21 protein-coding genes and 4 pseudogenes are annotated in these 19,586 nt (G+C 29.8%); 21 read left to right on the forward strand and 4 right to left on the reverse strand.

Annotated elements, in window-relative coordinates:
- Positions 1–53: 53 nt before the first annotated feature.
- A complete protein-coding gene (locus LEQ07_RS09155; RefSeq protein WP_263330328.1) occupies positions 54–416 on the reverse strand; it encodes a PAS domain-containing protein in 363 nt (120 codons plus the stop codon).
- A gap of 290 nt (positions 417–706) precedes the next feature.
- On the opposite strand from LEQ07_RS09155, the gene LEQ07_RS09160 reads away from it, so the two are divergent.
- Positions 707–1,654 (forward strand): DMT family transporter, encoded by a 948-nt coding sequence (locus LEQ07_RS09160; RefSeq protein ID WP_052951955.1) that lies wholly within the window; start codon positions 707–709, stop codon positions 1,652–1,654.
- A 34-nt stretch (positions 1,655–1,688) separates the two neighbouring features.
- Here the strand turns inward: LEQ07_RS09160 and LEQ07_RS22515 are convergent.
- Positions 1,689–2,630 (reverse strand): annotated as a pseudogene (locus LEQ07_RS22515) (TIGR01212 family radical SAM protein).
- Positions 2,631–2,755: 125 nt separating this feature from the next.
- Entirely contained in the window at positions 2,756–3,238 is a 483-nt protein-coding gene (locus tag LEQ07_RS09170; RefSeq protein ID WP_263330330.1) for a DUF308 domain-containing protein, read from the reverse strand.
- Positions 3,239–3,439: 201 nt separating this feature from the next.
- On the opposite strand from LEQ07_RS09170, the pseudogene LEQ07_RS09175 reads away from it, so the two are divergent.
- Both LEQ07_RS09175 and LEQ07_RS23000 read left to right on the forward strand, forming a co-directional pair.
- Positions 3,440–3,867, forward strand: a pseudogene (locus LEQ07_RS09175) (DMT family transporter).
- Positions 3,868–4,123: 256 nt separating this feature from the next.
- Positions 4,124–4,276: pseudogene (locus LEQ07_RS23000) on the forward strand (helix-turn-helix domain-containing protein); the annotation flags it as partial.
- A 17-nt stretch (positions 4,277–4,293) separates the two neighbouring features.
- Here LEQ07_RS23000 and LEQ07_RS09180 read toward each other — a convergent pair.
- Positions 4,294–4,422, reverse strand: a complete 129-nt coding sequence (locus LEQ07_RS09180) for a hypothetical protein (protein ID WP_263330331.1) — start codon at positions 4,420–4,422, stop codon at positions 4,294–4,296.
- On the opposite strand from LEQ07_RS09180, the gene LEQ07_RS09185 reads away from it, so the two are divergent.
- The 18 genes and pseudogenes from LEQ07_RS09185 (at position 4,412) to LEQ07_RS09255 (ending at position 19,490) form a co-directional block, all read left to right on the forward strand.
- Positions 4,412–5,014 (forward strand): LysR substrate-binding domain-containing protein, encoded by a 603-nt coding sequence (locus tag LEQ07_RS09185; protein WP_263330332.1) that lies wholly within the window; start codon positions 4,412–4,414, stop codon positions 5,012–5,014. The genes LEQ07_RS09180 and LEQ07_RS09185 overlap by 11 nt on opposite strands.
- A gap of 227 nt (positions 5,015–5,241) precedes the next feature.
- Entirely contained in the window at positions 5,242–6,450 is a 1,209-nt protein-coding gene (locus tag LEQ07_RS09190; RefSeq protein WP_046821844.1) for an acetyl-CoA C-acetyltransferase, read from the forward strand.
- A 110-nt stretch (positions 6,451–6,560) separates the two neighbouring features.
- A pseudogene (locus LEQ07_RS22520) lies at positions 6,561–7,680 on the forward strand (acyl-CoA dehydrogenase).
- A gap of 27 nt (positions 7,681–7,707) precedes the next feature.
- Positions 7,708–8,505: an electron transfer flavoprotein subunit beta/FixA family protein gene (locus LEQ07_RS09200; RefSeq protein ID WP_263330333.1), complete on the forward strand. Its 798-nt coding sequence runs from the start codon at positions 7,708–7,710 to the stop codon at positions 8,503–8,505.
- Positions 8,506–8,559: 54 nt separating this feature from the next.
- Complete coding sequence (locus LEQ07_RS09205) at positions 8,560–9,534, forward strand: electron transfer flavoprotein subunit alpha/FixB family protein (RefSeq protein WP_332840836.1); 975 nt, start codon at positions 8,560–8,562, stop codon at positions 9,532–9,534.
- Positions 9,535–9,610: 76 nt separating this feature from the next.
- Complete coding sequence (locus LEQ07_RS09210; RefSeq protein ID WP_046821840.1) at positions 9,611–9,991, forward strand: hotdog fold domain-containing protein; 381 nt, start codon at positions 9,611–9,613, stop codon at positions 9,989–9,991.
- A gap of 23 nt (positions 9,992–10,014) precedes the next feature.
- Positions 10,015–10,416: a 3-keto-5-aminohexanoate cleavage protein gene (locus tag LEQ07_RS21250; protein WP_332843066.1), complete on the forward strand. Its 402-nt coding sequence runs from the start codon at positions 10,015–10,017 to the stop codon at positions 10,414–10,416.
- Positions 10,413–10,859, forward strand: coding sequence for a 3-keto-5-aminohexanoate cleavage protein (locus tag LEQ07_RS21255; protein ID WP_332843067.1), 447 nt, complete (start codon positions 10,413–10,415; stop codon positions 10,857–10,859). Before LEQ07_RS21250 ends, LEQ07_RS21255 begins: the two co-directional genes overlap by 4 nt.
- A gap of 21 nt (positions 10,860–10,880) precedes the next feature.
- Positions 10,881–11,279 (forward strand): CoA-transferase, encoded by a 399-nt coding sequence (locus LEQ07_RS21260; RefSeq protein ID WP_332843068.1) that lies wholly within the window; start codon positions 10,881–10,883, stop codon positions 11,277–11,279.
- Positions 11,280–11,299: 20 nt separating this feature from the next.
- A complete protein-coding gene (locus LEQ07_RS21265; protein WP_334307507.1) occupies positions 11,300–11,533 on the forward strand; it encodes a CoA-transferase in 234 nt (77 codons plus the stop codon).
- A complete protein-coding gene (locus tag LEQ07_RS09225) occupies positions 11,534–12,193 on the forward strand; it encodes a 3-oxoacid CoA-transferase subunit B (RefSeq protein ID WP_046821837.1) in 660 nt (219 codons plus the stop codon).
- Between the two features lie 17 nt (positions 12,194–12,210).
- A complete protein-coding gene (locus LEQ07_RS21270; protein WP_332843069.1) occupies positions 12,211–12,453 on the forward strand; it encodes a hypothetical protein in 243 nt (80 codons plus the stop codon).
- On the forward strand, positions 12,438–13,241 hold the full coding sequence (locus tag LEQ07_RS09230) for an L-erythro-3,5-diaminohexanoate dehydrogenase (protein WP_332843070.1): 804 nt from the start codon (positions 12,438–12,440) through the stop codon (positions 13,239–13,241). Before LEQ07_RS21270 ends, LEQ07_RS09230 begins: the two co-directional genes overlap by 16 nt.
- An 18-nt stretch (positions 13,242–13,259) precedes the next feature.
- Positions 13,260–14,510: a lysine 2,3-aminomutase gene (gene ablA, locus LEQ07_RS09235; protein WP_332840835.1), complete on the forward strand. Its 1,251-nt coding sequence runs from the start codon at positions 13,260–13,262 to the stop codon at positions 14,508–14,510.
- A 109-nt stretch (positions 14,511–14,619) separates the two neighbouring features.
- Complete coding sequence (locus LEQ07_RS09240; protein WP_263330337.1) at positions 14,620–15,480, forward strand: hypothetical protein; 861 nt, start codon at positions 14,620–14,622, stop codon at positions 15,478–15,480.
- A 381-nt stretch (positions 15,481–15,861) separates the two neighbouring features.
- Positions 15,862–17,109 carry a MutS-related protein gene (locus LEQ07_RS09245; protein ID WP_263330338.1) on the forward strand — a complete coding sequence of 416 codons (1,248 nt, stop codon included), beginning with the start codon at positions 15,862–15,864 and terminating at the stop codon, positions 17,107–17,109.
- Between the two features lie 18 nt (positions 17,110–17,127).
- Positions 17,128–18,705, forward strand: coding sequence for a lysine 5,6-aminomutase subunit alpha (locus tag LEQ07_RS09250; protein ID WP_046821832.1), 1,578 nt, complete (start codon positions 17,128–17,130; stop codon positions 18,703–18,705).
- Complete coding sequence (locus tag LEQ07_RS09255; RefSeq protein WP_263330341.1) at positions 18,705–19,490, forward strand: OAM dimerization domain-containing protein; 786 nt, start codon at positions 18,705–18,707, stop codon at positions 19,488–19,490. Before LEQ07_RS09250 ends, LEQ07_RS09255 begins: the two co-directional genes overlap by 1 nt.
- Positions 19,491–19,586 lie beyond the last annotated feature (96 nt).

Genomic DNA, 19,586 nt, shown 5'->3' on the forward strand with positions numbered 1-19,586 from the left:
ATAAATTAACGACTGAGATTTATTAAATGAACTTATTGTATTTTCATACAATTTTATTTTTCTTTTATACTATTTAATTCGCTTATATCTCTAGAATTTTCTACTATAAAGTCTATATCACCATTTTCATCAAAAACAGGTGTTGCGGTTATTATAAGTGTTTTTCCAGTTATAGTTTTCTGCTCCATCGAAACTTTTTTCTTGTGTTTAACAACAGCAGGAATAGGTGTTTGATTAGAGTACCCAGCTTCATTTAAGAACATTGCTGTTTTTCCTATCATATCCTCTCTATCTATACCGTAGTTAGATTCAAATGCTTTATTACAATAAATCATATACCCATCTTTATCACATACAAAAATTTCATCATGAGAAGATTCTACTATTCTTTCAAAAAAATTTTTAGTGTATTGCATTAATATATCCCCCAGAATAATAAATTATAAACTATGTATTTAAAACTCCTTAATTATAGTATATATACAAGTCAAAATCAACTTGTTATAAATGAATACTTAATGGATTTTAATGTCATAAGTCTATTTTAACTTATATAAAAAGTGAAAATGAGTTTGATTTGACTTATATATGATAAGAAAATGTTTCCGAAGTGAGTGATTTCAATTAGAATAAGCTTGGAATGATTTGGCATAGAAATTGCTAAAATAAATAATCGTAATAGTAGTATAGATAGGAGGATTTTTTTATGGAACAAAGAAGTAAAGGATACATATTTGTTGTAACAGCAGGAGTTTTATGGGCTACTATTGGATTATTTGCAAATTCATTATTAAACTTAGGGCTAACTCCAGAACAAGTTGCATTTTTAAGATTATTTTTAGGGTTTTTGATATTATTTATTTATAGTTGTGTAAAAATGCCAAATGCACTTAAGATAAACAGAAAAGGATTAATGTATTGTATTCTTGTAGGTATAATAAGCCAGGCTGGGTTTAATATATGCTATTTTAATGCTATAGATTCTATTGGAGTTTCCGCGTCTGCAGTACTTTTATACACATCTCCATTATTTTTAGCAATGCTATCAATGGCAATTTTTAAAGAAAGACTTAATAAGTCTAAAGTTATGTCACTATGTATTTGTTTTTGTGGATCTATACTAGCAGTAACAGGAGGAAGTTTAGATTTAGGTCAACTTAGTACACAAGGTATTTTACTAGGTATAATGTCAGCTATAACATATGCATGTATGTCAATAATAAGTAAAGGTGCATTAAAAGAATGTGAAGGGATAACTTTGTTGATATATGGATTTCTAATAGGATCTATATTAATGATACCTTTAGCAAATCCTATACAAATTATTTCATATGCAAATAATATAGGTACAGTGATTACTATATTAGGATTAGGGATAATACCTGCAGCTGGTGCATATATATTTTATTTGAATGGAATTTCAACAGGGATCGATTTATCAATAGCTGGAATATTAGCATCTGCAGAACTTATAGTATCTGTAATAATAGGTTGGACATTGCTTGGAGAAAACTTTTCTATAGTGAAAGCTATAGGGGTTTTATTTATGGTTGTTTCTGCGATTATATCAATAAAAAAACCTAATAATAAATTTGAAGAAGATAATGATAATATTAATTCAGGAAATAAAATAAAACTTCATACAGCAAATTAACTGTAATAAAAAATAAGCTATCTAATTAGATAGCTTATTTTTTATTACAGTATTTAATTCCTTGACATGAATTTCTTTCTCTCATAGTATCATCTATAGAATTTAGAACTTCCCACTTTTTAAGACTCCACATAGGCCCTACTATTTCATCTCTTTTACCGTCTCCAGTAAGTCTATGAACTACCATTCAGGAGGAATAATTTCTAACTGGTCACACACTAAGTTTATATAATCATCTTTCTCCATTAAATTAAACATACCTTTTTTAGCATGTTTTCCATAGGTGTTTCTTTTAAAACATGAAGTAAGTGTATCTTTATTCCATGAACACCAAGATCAGCAACTGCTTTAGCTGTTTCCATCATCATATTATAGTCTTCTCCAGGTAATCCATTTATAATATGAACAACTGTTTTTATATTATGTTTTTTTAATTTTTCAACACCTTCTAAAACGTATTATAATCATGACCTCTGTTTATAATTTTAGATGTTTCATCATGAATCGTTTGAAGTCCTAGTTCAACCCATAAGTTTGTTTTTTTATTAAGTTCAGATAAATATTCTAAAACATCGTCTGGTAAACAATCGGGTCTAGTAGAAATTGAAAGTCCTATTACATCATCTAAATTTAATATAGTTTCATATTTTTCTTTTAATACACTTACTGGAGCATGAGTGTTAGTAAAAGCTTGGAAATATCCAATGTATTTTGCGTTATGCCATTTTTTATGCATCATTTCTTTTATATCTTCAAACTGCTTTATTAAATTATCGTTAGGATTTCCTGCAAAATCTCCAGAACCTTGTTTACTACAGTAAGTACATCCACCATAAGCAACAGTTCCATCTATATTTGGGCAAGAAAAACCTGCATTTATAGATACCTTAAAAACTTTTTCTCCAAAATTGCTTCTAAGGTAATAATTCCATGTATGATACCTTTTATTATCAAAGGCATATTTAAAATTTGTCAAATTAATCACCTTTTCTTTATTTGTATTAAATTTACTTATACAATATTAACATAAAAAACACTCTTATACAAACCAAGGATTAATTTTAACTATAAAAATAGTACCTTAATATTAAGGCACTATTTTTATAGTTTTTTTAACCTATTTCCAGTTGATAAAAGTTGGAAACCGATTAAAACGAAAATTAAAGATAAAAATGTAGCTATAAATCCTGATAAGAATAAAGGCGAAAGGATTAGTATTAATCCGCATATTAATAAAAAACCATTAAAACCATTAAACTTTACATAAGGATTTTTTCTGCTATTAAAAAAAGCAATAATTTGGATTACTAAAAGATATGCACCAAGTATAGATGAAAAGAATCCTTGTATTTGTTGAGGAAAAATAAAAAATAATAGAGCAACAATTATAAGAATAATTTCTCTGTTCTTATAAGGCTTTATATTTTCTTTAGACTCATATCTTTTAAGTTCATTTAAAGTTTTTAGATTTAAGTATGCTAAAAACAAACAAACTGTTCCTAATCCAAATGATAATACTTTAATGCCTAAATTTCTAAATAATAGGGAAAGAGTTCCAATAAGTAAAAGTAAAATTCCCATCATTATAAAATTATTTGCAATTTTCTTTTCGATTAAAATTATTAAAGTTAAAATTTATATTCATTTGTATCACCTCTTTAAATCATTAAAAAAAATTATAACAAAAAAAAAGTAACTATAAAATACTTTCTTTTAAATTTCTATTTAAAGTAATTTTAAAAATGCTTGTATCATAAAATTTTATTATGTAAAGGAGTGAGTTAATTGATAAAATTAGTATCTATAATATTTGCAATACTAGCTGGAGGATCTACAGCTCTAGAGGCTTTTATAAACGGAGAGTTAGGGAAAAGTACATCACCAGTTACAGCCACTTTTATAAGTTTGGTAGTAGGTTCAGTATTTTTTTAATAAACATGCTTTTAACTGGTGAAATTAAAACTTTTTTAGCAACAGAGTCTATAAGTCCTAAATTACTACTTGGGGGCATATTTGGAGGAGGTATAATTTATTTTACAGTTAAGGCAATGGATGGAATAGGGCTTTCAAGCACATTAACAATAATAGTAGTTTCGCAAATTCTTATAGGTTTTTTTATAGATGTAGTTGTGCTTAAAGAGCAAACTATGTATTTATATAAATATGTAGGAGCAATTTTACTTTTTATAGGAACATTTTTTATAGTAAGTTGATTATATTTTTAAATTAAAAGTATTTAGATATATAAACACAACTATTATAAAATACTATTGAAATATGAGAAATTAAAATAAAAATTACAATTATAACTTTATCAATTCTTGTGTTTTTATAAGGTTATAAGAGTTTTTGTGTTAGTATAATATTATAGGCACATCTTAGATCACCTCAGATATATATAATTAAATACTAATAAGTGTATAAAAAATAAAAAGGAGGTTAGCAGAATATGAATATAAAAGAAATAATATACTTCTTAGAGGTAGTAAAAGAAAAAACTTCACTAAAGCTGCGAATAATTTATATATATCACAACCTGCTCTTAGTAAAGCAATAAAAAACTTAGAAAAAGTAGTACAAACACAACTGATAGAAAGATATACAAAAAATTTTAAATTAACCTATGAAGGTGAAATATTTTATGAAAATTCAAAGAAATCAATTGATATTATAAATACAGAGTTATTCAAACTCCAAGATAGTATAACAAATTTTGGTAAAACTTTAACTCTAGGTATACCACCAGTTATAGGTAGCGTGTACTTCACATCTGTCGTAGCTAAATTTAAACAAGAATACCCCGACATAGATATACATATAGTAGAAGAAGGCGCAAATAATATAAAATATAAAGTAGTGGATGAAAGTATAGAGCTTGGAGCAGTAATATTTCCAGTAGAAGAAGACAGTATAATAGCCTCAGAGATAGTAAGTGGCGATGTAGTGCTAGTTATAAGTAAAGATCATCCGTTATCTAATAGAAAAAGCATTGATGTTAAAGAACTAAAAGATGAAAGGTTCATTGTATTTAATGAAAACTTTATGATGTACAATAAAACAATAAATGCATGCAAAGCTTCAGGATTTGAGCCTAATATAGTAATGAAAATATCACAATGGGACTTTATTTTAGAGATGGTAGCTTTGAATGAGGGGATATCAATAATGCCAAAACTAATAGTTCAACGATATAAAATGAATGGAGTAAATATGATACCCATCTCTAAACCTGAAATAAAGTGGAATATTGGTTTTATAGTTAAAAAGAATAAATACATGTCTAAAACACTAAAATTATTTGCAGAATATGCAACAGATCATATAAGAAAAGAGTACGGAAATCACAAAGAAGATAATTAATTTAAAATAAATAAACTTTTGAATGCTTTTAATTAAATGGTTAAAAGTATTTTTTTATAAATGCAATAAATAGAGGTTATAACTAAAAGTTATGAATACATAGTTTTTTGGAATTTTACAATAAAGCTTTACCTATATATACTTATCTTAAAGAGAAAACTTCAAAAAAAGATATGAAATTGGGATAAATACAAGTTTTAAAGATTTAAGAAATAGGGGGAAAACTAATGTCTAAAGTATATATAGTAGATGCAAAAAGAAGTCCAATTGGTAAGTTTTTAGGGGAATTATCTACAGTACCACCATCTCAACTTGCTGGGCAAGTAATTAAATCAATAATAGAAACCAATAACCTAAATGCAAGAAATGTAGATGAAGTAATACTAGGGAATGTGTTACCAGCAGGTCAAGGACAAGGTATAGCGAGGCAAGCCTCAATACATGCTAATATACCATTTGAAGTTCCGGCTTATTCAGTAAATATAATATGTGGAAGTGGTATGAAAACAGTTATGACTGCATATTCACAAATAAAATCAGGGATTGGAGATTTAATTTTAGCAGGTGGAGTAGAAGTTATGTCTCAAGCTCCATATGTAACGGAAACGATAATAAGAACGGGGAGCAAAATGGGTAGTATGAGCCTTAAAGATAGTTTAGTAGCAGATGGTCTAACTGATGCATTTAACAATTATCACATGGGAATAACTGCTGAGAATATAGCCCAAAAGTATAGTATAACAAGACATATGCAAGATGAATTTGCTTTTAAATCTCAGCAAAAAGCAATAAATGCAATAGATAATGGAAGATTTGAGGATGAAATAGTTCCAATAGAAGTAAAAACAAGAAAAGGTTCAGTAATAGTAGATACGGATGAATATCCAAATAGAAATACAAGTTTAGAAGCAATTTCAAAATTAAGACCAGCATTTAAAAAAGATGGAACTGTGACAGCGGGAAATGCATCTGGTATAAATGATGGAGCTAGTATAGTTCTTGTAGCATCTGAAAAGGCAGTTAAGGAATATGGATTAAAACCAATAGCTGAATTAATATCAGTAGGTCAAGGTGGAGTAGATCCATCGGTTATGGGACTTGGACCTGTACCAGCAGTTAAAGATGCGTTAGAAAGAGCTAATATGAAATTAGAAGAAATAGATTTAATTGAATTAAATGAAGCTTTTGCAGCTCAATCTCTGGGAGTAATCGAAGCATTAAAAGAAAACCATAGTGTGGATGATGATTGGTTTGAAGAAAGAACAAATGTGAATGGTGGAGCAATAGCAATAGGTCATCCATTAGGAGCATCCGGAGCTAGAATAATAACGACACTTTTACATGAAATGAAAAAGAGAGAGTTAAAACATGGGTTAGCATCACTTTGCATAGGAGGAGGAATGGGAACTTGTGTAATAGTTAAATTAATAATGTAGGAAATATATACATTTTGGCTAGATTGTTAAAAAATTATTTAAAATGTATACTAAGGAACTAGTTTAATTATAAAAAGCTAATCACTTTTAGAAAAGAGGGGAAATTTTTAATGGAAAAATATGAATTATTAAAACAAATGTATAGAGATTTTACAGAAAATGAGGTCGCTCCTATAGCTCATGAAATAGATGAGGAAGAAAAGTTTCCATATGAAACTGTTGAAAAATGGGTAAATACGGATTCATGGGAATACCTTTTCCTAAAGTGTATGGTGGAGAAGGTGGAGATTATTTAGGGTATGCAATAGCTGTTGAAGAATTGTCTAAAGCATGCGCAACTACAGGTGTAATAGTTTCAGCTCATACCTCATTATGTGCAAGTCCAATATTTGAATTTGGTACAGAAGAGCAAAAAGAAAAATTCCTAGTTCCTCTAGCAAAAGGCGAAAAATTAGGCGCATTTGGGTTGACTGAGCCTAATGCAGGCACAGATGCAGCAGGGCAACAAACTACAGCTGTATTAGATGATGGTGAATATGTATTAAATGGTACAAAGGTATTTATAACTAATGCAGGCCCAGCTGATATATATGTAGTAATGGCTATGACTGATAAATCTAAAGGAACTCGTGGAATATCAGCCTTCATAGTTGAAAAAGGAACTGAAGGTTTCTCTATAGGGAAAAAGAAAAATTGGGAATAAGAGGTTCTGCAACTTGTGAGCTAATATTTGAAAATTGTAGAATACCTAAAGAAAATATATTAGGAAAAGAAGGTCAAGGATTTAAAATAGCTATGAAAACACTAGATGGTGGTCGTATAGGAATAGCAGCACAAGCTCTGGGTATAGCTCAAGGAGCATTAGATGTTACTGTTAGCTACGTTAAAGAAAGAAAACAATTTGGTAAAAGTATAGCTGCATTCCAAAACACTCAATTTGAGTTAGCTGATATGAAAACTAAGATTGAAGCAGCAAGACATTTAGTATACAATGCTGCAACTAAAAAAGATTTAGGAAAATCATACAGTGTAGAAGCTGCAATGGCAAAACTTTACGCTGCAGAAGTTGCAATGGAGGTTACTACTAAAGCAGTTCAACTTCATGGTGGATATGGATATACACGTGAATATGAAGTTGAAAGAATGATGAGAGATGCAAAAATAACTGAGATATATGAAGGAACAAGTGAAGTTCAAAAAATGGTAATAAGTGCCGATTTACTTAAATAGTGTTAAGAGAAATTTGGGAGGAAAAACATGAATATATTAGTTTGTATAAAACAAGTTCCAGATACAACAGAAGTAAAGTTAGACCCTAAAACTGGGACATTAATAAGAGATGGGATTCCAAGTATAATAAATCCTGATGATAAAGCTGGGATAGAAGAAGCAATAAAGATAAAAGAGCAAATAGGAGCTACTATAACTGTGTTAACAATGGGACCTCCTCAAGCTAAAAATGCACTAAAAGAAGCTTTAGCAATGGGTGTTGATAGAGCTATACTTCTTACAGATAGGGCATTTGCTGGAGCTGACACACTTGCAACTTCAAAAACAATAGCAGGTGCTATAAAGAATATACAGCATGATTTAATAATCGCAGGAAGACAAGCTATAGATGGAGACACTGCACAAGTTGGTCCTCAAATTGCAAATCATCTTGGTATACCATCAATAACATATGTTGAAAAGATGAAAGTTGAAGGGGACAGCATAACAGTAAACAGGGCATTTGAAGATGGATACCAAGTTATAAAGGCTAAGATGCCAGTACTTATAACTACTTTAAAAGAAATGAATAGTCCGAGATACATGAAAGTATCTAGAATATACGACTGTATGTCAGAAGATAATATAGAAACTTGGGGATTAAAGGATATAGAAGTTAATATAGAAGAAATCGGATTAAAAGGTTCACCGACTAAAGTTAAAAAGTCTTTTACTAAAGGGGTTAAAGCTAAAGGAACACTACATGATGTAGATGAAAAAGAAGCAGCACTATTAATCGTAAACTCTTTAAAAGAAAAGTTTATATTAACTGAAGCAAAAGCTTAAAAAATAATTTGACAAAAATTAATAAGTCAGTAGTAATTAATGGGAGGAAAAACAATGAGTGTAATGGTTTTTGTTGAACAAAGAAGCGGGGAAATACAAAATGTTTCTTTGGAATTATTAGGAAAAGGTAGAGAGTTAGCTGATAAGATAAACAATAAATTAAGTGCTGTATTATTAGGTCATAATATAGAAAAATTAAGTGAAGAACTTATACAATATGGAGCAGATGAAGTAGTTTACGTTGAAGATAAAAATTTAGATGTATACTTGACTGGTACATACACTAAAGCCCTTACGGAAGTAATAAATAAAAAAAATCCGGAGATAGTTTTAGTAGGAGCAACCACAATAGGAAGAGATTTAGCTCCAAGAGTAAGTGCTACTATAGGAACAGGACTTACTGCAGATTGTACATCACTTGAAATAGATGAGGAAAATCAAGGGTTATTAATGACGAGGCCAGCATTTGGTGGGAATATAATGGCTACAATAATATGTCCAAATCATAGACCACAAATGAGTACTGTAAGACCTGGTGTTATGAAAAAATTAGAAAAAAATATGGCTAGAAAAGGAAATGTAGAAAAGATAGAGGTTAAGTTTTTAGAGGACTACGAGAATGTACAAGTATTAAAATATGTTAAGGAAAACATAAAAAAGGTTAACATAGAAGATGCGAAGGTTCTAATATCAGCAGGTAGAGGAATTGGATGTAAAGAAAATATGGATGCTTTATATGAATTAGCAGATTTATTAGGAGCTGAAGTGAGTGCTTCTCGTGCTGTAGTTGATGCAGGATGGATTGATAAATCTAGGCAAGTGGGACAAACTGGAAAGACTGTAAGACCAGATGTATATATTGCTTGTGGTATATCAGGAGCAATACAACATTTAGCTGGTATGGAAGAGTCTGAATATATAATTGCTATAAATAATAATAGTGATGCAGCAATATTTGAAGTAGCAGATCTTTCTTTAGTAGGAGATGTTAATAGAGTAATTAAAAACTTAATACAAGAATTAGCATAATAAAAAGATTTTAACTAATTGGTATAGGTAAAAATCTATACCAATTAGCTAACATATATTTATAGGGGGATTTCATATGAAAGCAATGATAAGAGTTAGAATGGGAAGCCATGATGCACATTACGGTGGAAACTTAGTAGATGGAGCTAAAATGCTTCAATTGTTTGGAGATGTAGCTACTGAGTTACTTATTCAAAATGATGGAGATGAAGGATTATTCAAAGCATATGATAGTGTTGAATTCTTAGCGCCAGTATATGCCGGAGATTATATCGAAGCTATTGGAGAAATAGTGAATATAGGAAATAGTTCAAGAAAAATGATATTTGAAGCTAGAAAAGTTATAGTACCAAGATTTGACATAAGTGATTCAGCAGCAGATGTTTTAGAAGATCCAATAATAGTTTGTAAGGCAAGTGGAACTTGTGTAGTGCCTAAAGACAAGCAAAGATATTAGTTTAAAAGGGGGAGGTGGCTAATTTGGAAAAAGTAATAATTACAGCAGCTATATGTGGTGCAGAGGTAACAAAAGAACATAATGAAAATGTACCCTATACTGTAGAAGAAATAGCAAGAGAAGCAAAATCTGCTTATGATGCTGGAGCTAGTATAATACATCTTCATGTAAGAAATGATGATGGTACTCCAACTCAAGATATAAATAGATTTAAAGAATGTATAGATGCAATAAAAAAGGAATGTATAGATGCAATTGTCCAACCTTCAACTGGAGGGGCGGTTGGAATGAGCAATGAAGAGAGAATACAACCTGTAAACTTAAATCCAGAGATGGCAACACTAGATTGTGGTACTTGTAACTTTGGTGGAGATGAAATCTTTGTTAATACTGAAGATACTATAAAAGAATTTGGTAAAAAATGATAGATCTAAGTGTTAAGCCAGAAATAGAAGTGTTTGATAAAGGTATGATAGACATGGCTTTAAGGCTTAATAAAAGAGGGTTCATAAATGATAATATGCACTTTAACTTTGTAATGGGAGTTAATGGTGGTATAAGTGGAACATGTAGAGATTTAATATTTATGAGAGAAAGCATACCAAGTAATGCTACTTTCACTGTAAGTGGCGTAGGAAGATGTCAGTTTGATATGATAGCACTAAGTGTGTTAATGGGAGGACATGTCCGAGTAGGTTTTGAGGATAATGTTTATATGGAAAAAGGTATAAAAGCTAAATCTAATGGAGAATTAGTTCAAAAAGCTTCAAATATTGTTAGAGCATTAGGCAGACAGGTAGCTACACCAAAAGAAACTCGTGAGATATTAGGTTTAGAAGTTAATGTTTTAACAGAACAAGAAGCTTAAAATATGCTAGGGGGAAAAAATATGAGTAAGGTTATATCTTTAGAAAAATTAAAAGACATTTTTAAAGATGATATGACTATTATGATAAGTGGATTTTTAGGGTGTGGTACTGGAGAGAAGCTTATAGATACACTTATAGAATCAGATGTTAAAAACTTAACTATAATAGGGAACGATACTTCCTTTATTGATAGAGGTATAGGGAGATTAATAGCAAATAATCAAGTAAAAAAAGTTATAGCATCACACATTGGGACTAATGCACAAACTGGTAAGTTAATGAATGAAGGTAAGCTTGAAGTAGAATTATCACCACAAGGTACTCTTATAGAAAGGATAAGAGCAGGAGGTTTTGGCTTAGGAGGAATATTAACTCCAACTGGAGTAGGAACATTAGTAGAGGAAAATAAAGAAAAATAATTATAAATAATAAAGAGTACTTGTTAGAATATCCATTAAGAGCAGATATAGCACTTGTTAAGGGGAGTATAGTAGATGAATTTGGGAACACAATGTACAAAGGAACTACTAAAAATTTTAATCCAATTATGGCAATGGCAAGTGATGTTGTAATTGTTGAAGCGGAAAAATTTGTAAATACTGGAGAAATTAACAAGGAAATGATTATGACTCCAGGTGTAGTAATAGACTACATTATAAAGGAGGCAAATTAAATGAATCCAAAAGAAATAATAGCAAGAAGAGTTGCCAAAGAGTTTAAAAATGATCAATTAATAAATCTTGGAATAGGGCTTCCAACTTTAACCGCAAATTATATTGAGGATGGAATAAATGTAACTTTCCAATCAGAAAATGGGATGATTGGAATGGGAAAAGTTGCAGATAAAGATGAAATAGATTTAGATATAACAAATGCAGGTGGACAATATGTAACTATAAATGATAATGGGGCCTTTTTTGATACATCAATGTCTTTTGGATTAATTAGGGGAGGACACGTTGATATAACAGTACTAGGAGCTTTAGAAGTAGACCAAAATGGAAATTTAGCTAACTGGATAGTTCCCGGGAAGATGGTTCCTGGTATGGGAGGAGCTATGGATTTAGTAGTTGGAGCTAAGAAGGTAATAGTTGCAATGTTGCATACTGCAAAAGGTAAGTCTAAAATACTTAAAAACTGTACTCTTCCATTAACTGCAAAGAATGTAGTTGATATGATAGTAACTGAACTTGCAGTTATGAAAGTAACTGAAAATGGATTGCTTGTAACAGAAATTAGCGAAGGGGTAACTGTTGAAGAGTTAATAGAAATGACGGAGGCAGACCTAATCATATCAGATGATTTAGCATATATAGAATCACAAACAATATAACAAGGGGTGATATAAAGATGAGAGGATGTAAATATGGTACACATAGAGTAATAGGGGAAAATGTTCTGCCTCAACCGGCTAAAAAAATAAACAATGAGATGAACATATATGATAATGAAGTATTAATAGATGTTCAAGCTTTAAATATAGATTCAGCAAGTTTTACTCAAATAGAAGAAGAGTGTAATAATGATATAGAAAAAATAAAAGCAAAAATATTAGAAATAGTAGAAGAAAAAGGAAAATGCAAAATCCAGTAACTGGTTCTGGAGGAATGTTAATAGGGACTATAGAAAAGATAGGTTCTGATTTAGAAGGAACTATAGATTTAAAAATAGGGGATAAGATCGCTACACTCGTTTCTTTATCATTAACACCATTAAATATAGAAGAAATATTAGATATAAAGCCAGATATAGATAGAGTTGAAATAAAAGGGAAAGCGATATTATTTGAAAGTGGTATATACGCAAAATTACCAACAGATATGGAAGAAACATTAGCATTAGCTGCTTTAGATGTAGCAGGAGCACCTGCTCAAACTCAAAAGTTAGTTAAGGAAGGTAATAGTGTTTTAATACTAGGGGCTGCTGGTAAGTCTGGAATGCTTTGCTGTTATGAAGCTAGAAAAAAAGCAGGGAAGGAAGGTAAAGTAATAGGAGTTGTAATAAACAGTAAAGATGCAGAATTTATAAAAGAAAATGATCTTGTTGATGAAGCAATAATAGTAGATGCTCAAGATCCTAATGCAGTTTTAAATAAAGTACTACAAGTAAATAATGGGAAAGAAGTAGATTTAGCTATAAACTGTGTAAATGTTCCTAATACAGAAATGAGTACAATATTGCCTGTTAGAGATGGAGGAGTAGTATATTTCTTCTCAATGGCAACCACATTTACAAAAGCAGCACTTGGAGCTGAAGGTGTTGGTAAAGATGTAGATATGATAATAGGAAATGGATACACTAAGGGGCATGCAGATGTTACATTAACGGCATTAAGAGAAAGTGAGAATTTAAAAAATATATTCAAAAAATTATATGTATAATTAGGGGGATAAATAATAGTGGATAGAAAAATATTTAAAGACGTTGGAAATGAGTTATGGAATGATTGGAATTGGCAAGTTAAAAATAGAATAACAACTGTTGAAGAACTTAAAAAGTATATACCTCTTACAGAAAGTGAAGAACAAGGAGTTCAAGAGTGTCTTAAAACTTTAAGGATGAGTATAACTCCATACTACTTATCGTTAATTGATCCTTCAAATTCAGATGATCCAATAAGAAAGCAAGCAATACCAGTAGCCTCAGAACTTAAAGTTTCTGATGCTGATCTAGATGATCCACTTCATGAAGATGGAGATTCACCAGTACCGGGACTTACTCATAGATATCCAGATAGAGCATTATTGTTAATCACTGACCAATGTGCAATGTATTGTAGACATTGTACAAGAAGAAGATTTGCAGGCCAAAATGATGGAGCTCAACCAGTAGATAGGATAGATAAAGCTATAGAATATATAAGAAATACACCAGTTATAAGAGACGTATTATTATCAGGTGGAGATGCACTTTTAATGAGTGATGAAAGATTAGAATATATAATAAGTAAATTAAGAGAAATACCACACGTTGAAATAGTAAGAATAGGTAGTAGAGCTCCAGTAGTTATGCCTCAAAGAATAACGGATGATTTAGTAAATATGCTTAAAAAATATCATCCGGTATGGATAAATACTCACTTTAATCATCCAAATGAAATAACGCCAGAATCAATAGCAGCTTGTGAAAAAATGGCGAATGCAGGTATACCTTTAGGAAACCAAAGTGTTTTACTACGTGGAGTAAATGACTGTATGCATGTTATGAAAAAATTAGTTAATGATTTAGCAAAAATAAGAGTTAGACCATACTATATTTATCAATGTGACTTATCTAACGGTATAGAGCATTTTAGAACTCCTGTTTCTAAAGGTATAGAAATAATGGAAGGATTAAGAGGTCATACATCGGGGTACTGCATACCAACATTTGTTATAGATGCACCAGGTGGTGGTGGTAAAACTCCAGTTATGCCAAACTATGTAATATCTCAAAGTCATGATAAAGTAATACTAAGAAACTTTGAAGGGGTTATAACAACATACTCAGAGCCAAATAATTACAGCCATACATGTCAATGTGAAGTTTGCAGAGGAGAAAAAGAAGTTCATAAGGTAGGGGTAGCTGGACTTTTAACTAATGAAAGAATGATACTTGAACCAACTGAGTTAGAAAGAAAGAAAAGAGAGTTATCTACTCAATTAGTTTAATATAAAAACTAAAAAGCAAAAGATATTATATAATAAAGATATAATATCTTTTGCTAATAAAAGTACACATCGTTTATTGAAATTAGATTAAATTTATAAGGAATAAACTATGAATAAACTAAGAGAAATATTTAAGTATAAAAGTATGTCGATTATAGGTAATTATAAGAATGTTGGAAAAACTACGACCCTAAACTATATACTTAAAGCGTGTATAAGTGAAAATATGATACTTGGACTTACCTCAATTGGAGTAGATGGAGAAGGAGTAGATGTAGTTACTAACACTTATAAACCTAGAATATATGTAAATAGTAATACAATAATAGCGACAGCCAGTAGCTTAGCTTTAGGAAGTGATATAACAAAAGAAATTCTAGAATTAACAAATATAACAACACCCCTAGGAAATATAGTTATATTCAAAGCTTTAAGTGATGGATATATAGAACTTGCAGGTCCATCTATAAATAGTCAGGTAAAATATGTATGCGATAGGTTAAAGTATTATGGAGCAGATTTGAGTATAGTGGATGGAGCTTTATCTAGAAAGACGTTAGGATCACCATCAATAACAGAGTCAACTATATTTTGTAGTGGAGCTGTAATAAATAAGGACATAAATAAGGCCATAGAAAAAATTGTATATGAAGCTAATATTTTAAATCTTGATAAAGTTAATGATAATAAATTTTATGAAATTTATGAGAATATAAAGTACAAAAAGGTTAGTATAGTAAAAAATGATTATACATATAAAAGCTTAGATATAAACACAACATTAAGCTCTTCAAAAGAAATTATAGACAGTATAGATGGAAATACTAAGTATATAGTTTTTAATGGAATAGTTACTGATGATTTTATAAACACAATGATAAAAAGTGGAAAAGATTACAAGAACATAACTATATTAGTTGAGGATAGTACAAAAATATTTTTAGAAAAGATGTATTTGAAAAGTTTATAAAGCTTAAAGGCAACATTAGATCAATAAATAAAGTAAATCTAATAGGAGTAAGTATAAACCCAACTTCAATAGAAGGTTATGGATTTGATGAAAACTATTTCATAGACACTATACAAAGTAAGACTGATATAAAAGTATTTAATGTAATGAGTTTTTAAAAAACAATTTTTTAGAAACAAGAAGGTGATAATATTAAATCATTTATAATAAACGAAGTAAATACAATTACAGCATATGGAGGGATGGAAAAAGTAAAATAAAGATATATAGAAAAGAAAATAAACTTAAGCTGGTAAAAGAACTTAGCTATGTTGAAGATATGGTCAATAGCTTTAAAAAAACAAAGATTTGCATCAGGATATACAATATGAATTTTGTAAAGTGAAAAATATTAAAAATACAATTGCAAGATTAGAAAATAAAGACATATTAGATGAAATAGAGTTATTTGAAATTAAAAACTTTGCTATAAACGTTAATAAAATAATGGAATATTATTCAAAGTTAAATTTAAATGTAGACTATATAAATTTTAAAAGTTTAGGGAAAGTTGTAAAACTATTAGACCCAGACAATTTGAAACTAACGACTTTTCAAATATATGAAGCCTATAGTAAACAATTATTACTTATAAGGCAAAATAAGCTTAATGTAGAAAAAGAAATATTTAATTCAACGGATATAGAAATAATAGAAAAATTAAAGAAGAAAAGACTTGAGATAGTTATTCAAGAAGATAAAGAAGTCCTAAAAATAAGGAAAAATTTAACTGAAGAACTATACAATTATTTAATAGATATAAAAGAAAATATAACTAATATAGGAAAATTAGATTTGCTTATTGCAAAAGCTGATTTAGCAATAAAGTATAATGCTATAAAACCAAATATAAATGAAGAAAATAAAATTTATTTTAAAAAACTAGTAAATCCAAATCTTAAAAAAATTTTAGATTCGCAAGGAAAGAAATATATACCAATAAGCATAGATATTGATAAGAAAATAACTATAATAAGTGGAGCTAACATGGGTGGCAAAAGTGTAAGTATGAAAACTATAGCACTTAATTTATATTTGTTTCAATGTGGATTTTTTGTATTTGCTAAAGAAGCCAACTTATGCATCTTAGACTTTATATATTTAGTAAGTGATGATATGCAAGATATAAGTAAAGGGTTAAGTACATTTGGAGCAGAAATAATAAAATTAAAGGAAATAACAAAGCTTATTAAAATAAGAGATGGATTCATAGCATTAGATGAATTTGCAAGAGGAACCAATCCAATAGAAGGTAGATTACTTTTAAGATCAATTTGTGAATATTTAAAACGATATAATTCAATAAGCTTAATATCGACTCACTTAGATGATATAAATATTAGCGAGGTTGACTATTATCAAGTAATAGGATTGAAAAATGTAGACTTTGAGGGTTTAAAACGTCAAATAGATTTAATGATAGGCACAGATAAAAATTCAAATGGTGTAAAAATACTTCAAGAGTATATGGACTACAGAATGGAAAAAGTAAGCAAAGAAACTAAAGTTCCAAAAGATGCTATAAATATATGTAAATTATTAGGTCTTGATAATGAAATAATTAATATAGCAAATAAATTAAGTGAATAGGAAGTTAAGGGGGATAATATGAGTAAGTTAAATTTAGATTTAAGCATAGTTGAGAAAGCTCGTAAATCAGCACAAAACATAGCACTAGACACACAAGAATTTATAAACAAGCACACGACAGTAGCTGTTGAAAGAACTATATTAAGATTACTGGGGATAGATGGTGTAGATGAATTTGGGGTACCACTTCCAAACATAGTTGTAGATAGTATAAAAAATTCTAACAATGGATCTTTAGGAATGGGTGTTGCTTACTATATAGGTAATGCTATGATAAACACAAGTCTTAATCCACAAGAAATAGCAGAAAAAGTATCTAAAGGAGAATTAGATGTATCTTCACTTAAAGAAAATGATGTGTTTGAAATTAAGCTTAAAATAAATGAAATAGCTAGAAAAAGTGTAAATAAAATAAAAGAAAATAGAAATAAAAGAGAAAAATTCTTAAATGAGTATGGAGATAAAAAGGGACCATATTTATATTTAATAGTTGCAACAGGTAATATATACGAAGATATTACTCAAGCAGTAGCAGCTGCTAAGCAAGGAGCGGATATAATAGCAGTAATTAGGACAACAGGGCAAAGTTTACTTGACTATGTACCATATGGTGCTACTACTGAAGGATTTGGGGGTACATATGCTACAGGTGAGAATTTTAGATTAATGAGAGAAGCACTAGATAATGTTGGAAAAGAATTAGGAAGATATATAAGACTTTGTAACTACTGTTCAGGGTTATGTATGCCAGAAATAGCGGCATTAGGAGCCCAAAATAGATTAGATGTTATGCTTAATGATGCATTATATGGAATATTATTTAGAGATATAAATATGAAGAGAACTATGATAGATCAATACTTCTCAAGAATAATAAATGGATATGCTGGGGTTATAATCAACACTGGTGAAGATAACTACTTAACAACATCAGATGCAGTAGAAGAAGCACATACTGTACTTGCGTCGCAATTTATAAATGAACAATTTGCTTTAATAGCAGGCCTTCCCGAGGAACAAATGGGTCTTGGCCATGCATTTGAAATAAGTCCAGATGTTGAAAATGGATTCTTATATGAATTAGCGCAGGCTCAAATGGCTAGAGAAATATTTCCTAAAGCTCCACTTAAATATATGCCACCTACTAAGTTTATGACTGGGGATATATTTAAAGGTCAAGTTCAAGATGCGTTATTTAATATGGTAACAATAATGACAGGTCAAAAACTTCATTTACTAGGAATGCTTACAGAGGCTATACATACACCATTTATATCAGATAGAGCTATATCTATAGATAATGCTCAATATATATTCAATACTATGAAAGATTTAGGTAGTGAAATAGAGTTTAAAAAAGATGGTATTATGTGCACTAGAGTTAATGAAGTTTTACATAAGGCATATGAGTTAATATCTGAGATAGAAAAAGAAGGATTATTTAAAACATTAGAACAAGGAAAGTTTGCTGGAATAAAGAGACCTGTTGATGGTGGAAAAGGACTTGATGGAGTTGTTATCAAAGAGAATTCATACTTCAATCCATTTGTAGATTTAATGTTAGAAAAAGAGTTATCGTTAGGGGGAAGCTGTTAATGAGTGGATTATATTCAATGGAAAATAAGGAATACGATAAGAATCTTGATTTTAAAAATATAAAACCATATGGAGATACTTTAAATGATGCTAAGGTTCAAGTAAGTTTTACATTGCCTATAAAGGATGATGAAAAAGGTATAGAAGCTGCAAAACTTACAGCTAAAAATATGGGGCTTTCTGATATAAATATTGCACATCATAAAGCATTAGATGGTGAATTTACATTCTATGTAGCATATGGAAATTTAGAAAAAGGTGTAAATTATGAAGATATACATGTAGAAGTAGCACAAGAAAATACAATGGATAAATATGAGATAGAAAAGTATATAAAATCAAATATAAAAAGAAATGTAGTAATAGTTGGGGCTAGCACTGGGACAGATGCACATACTGTTGGTATAGATGCAATTATGAACATGAAGGGGTATGCAGGAAACTACGGATTAGAAAGATATGAAGGAGTAGAAGCATATAATTTAGGGAGCCAAGTTCCAAATGAAAACTTTATAAAAAGAGCAATAGAGCTTAAAGCAGATGTACTATTAGTTTCTCAGACTGTAACCCAAAAGAATATTCATATAGAAAACTTAACTAACTTAGTAGAGTTATTAGAAGCAGAAGGTATTCGTGATAAGGTTGTACTTATTTGTGGAGGTCCTAGAATAACTCATGAACTTGCAAAGGAACTAGGATATGATGCAGGATTTGGGCCAGGAAAGTTTGCACAAGATGTTGCCAGTTTCTTTGTAGAAGAATTAGTTAATAGAGATTTAATATAATAAAGTTTACATAATATATTAAATTATCATTTAAATATAAACAAAATATTATCTTAAAATTATAATTAAATGACTTATGCACCATATACCACATAT

Source organism: Paraclostridium sp. AKS73, assembly GCF_025671395.1.
GTDB classification, from domain to species: Bacteria; Bacillota; Clostridia; order Peptostreptococcales; family Peptostreptococcaceae; genus Paraclostridium; species Paraclostridium benzoelyticum.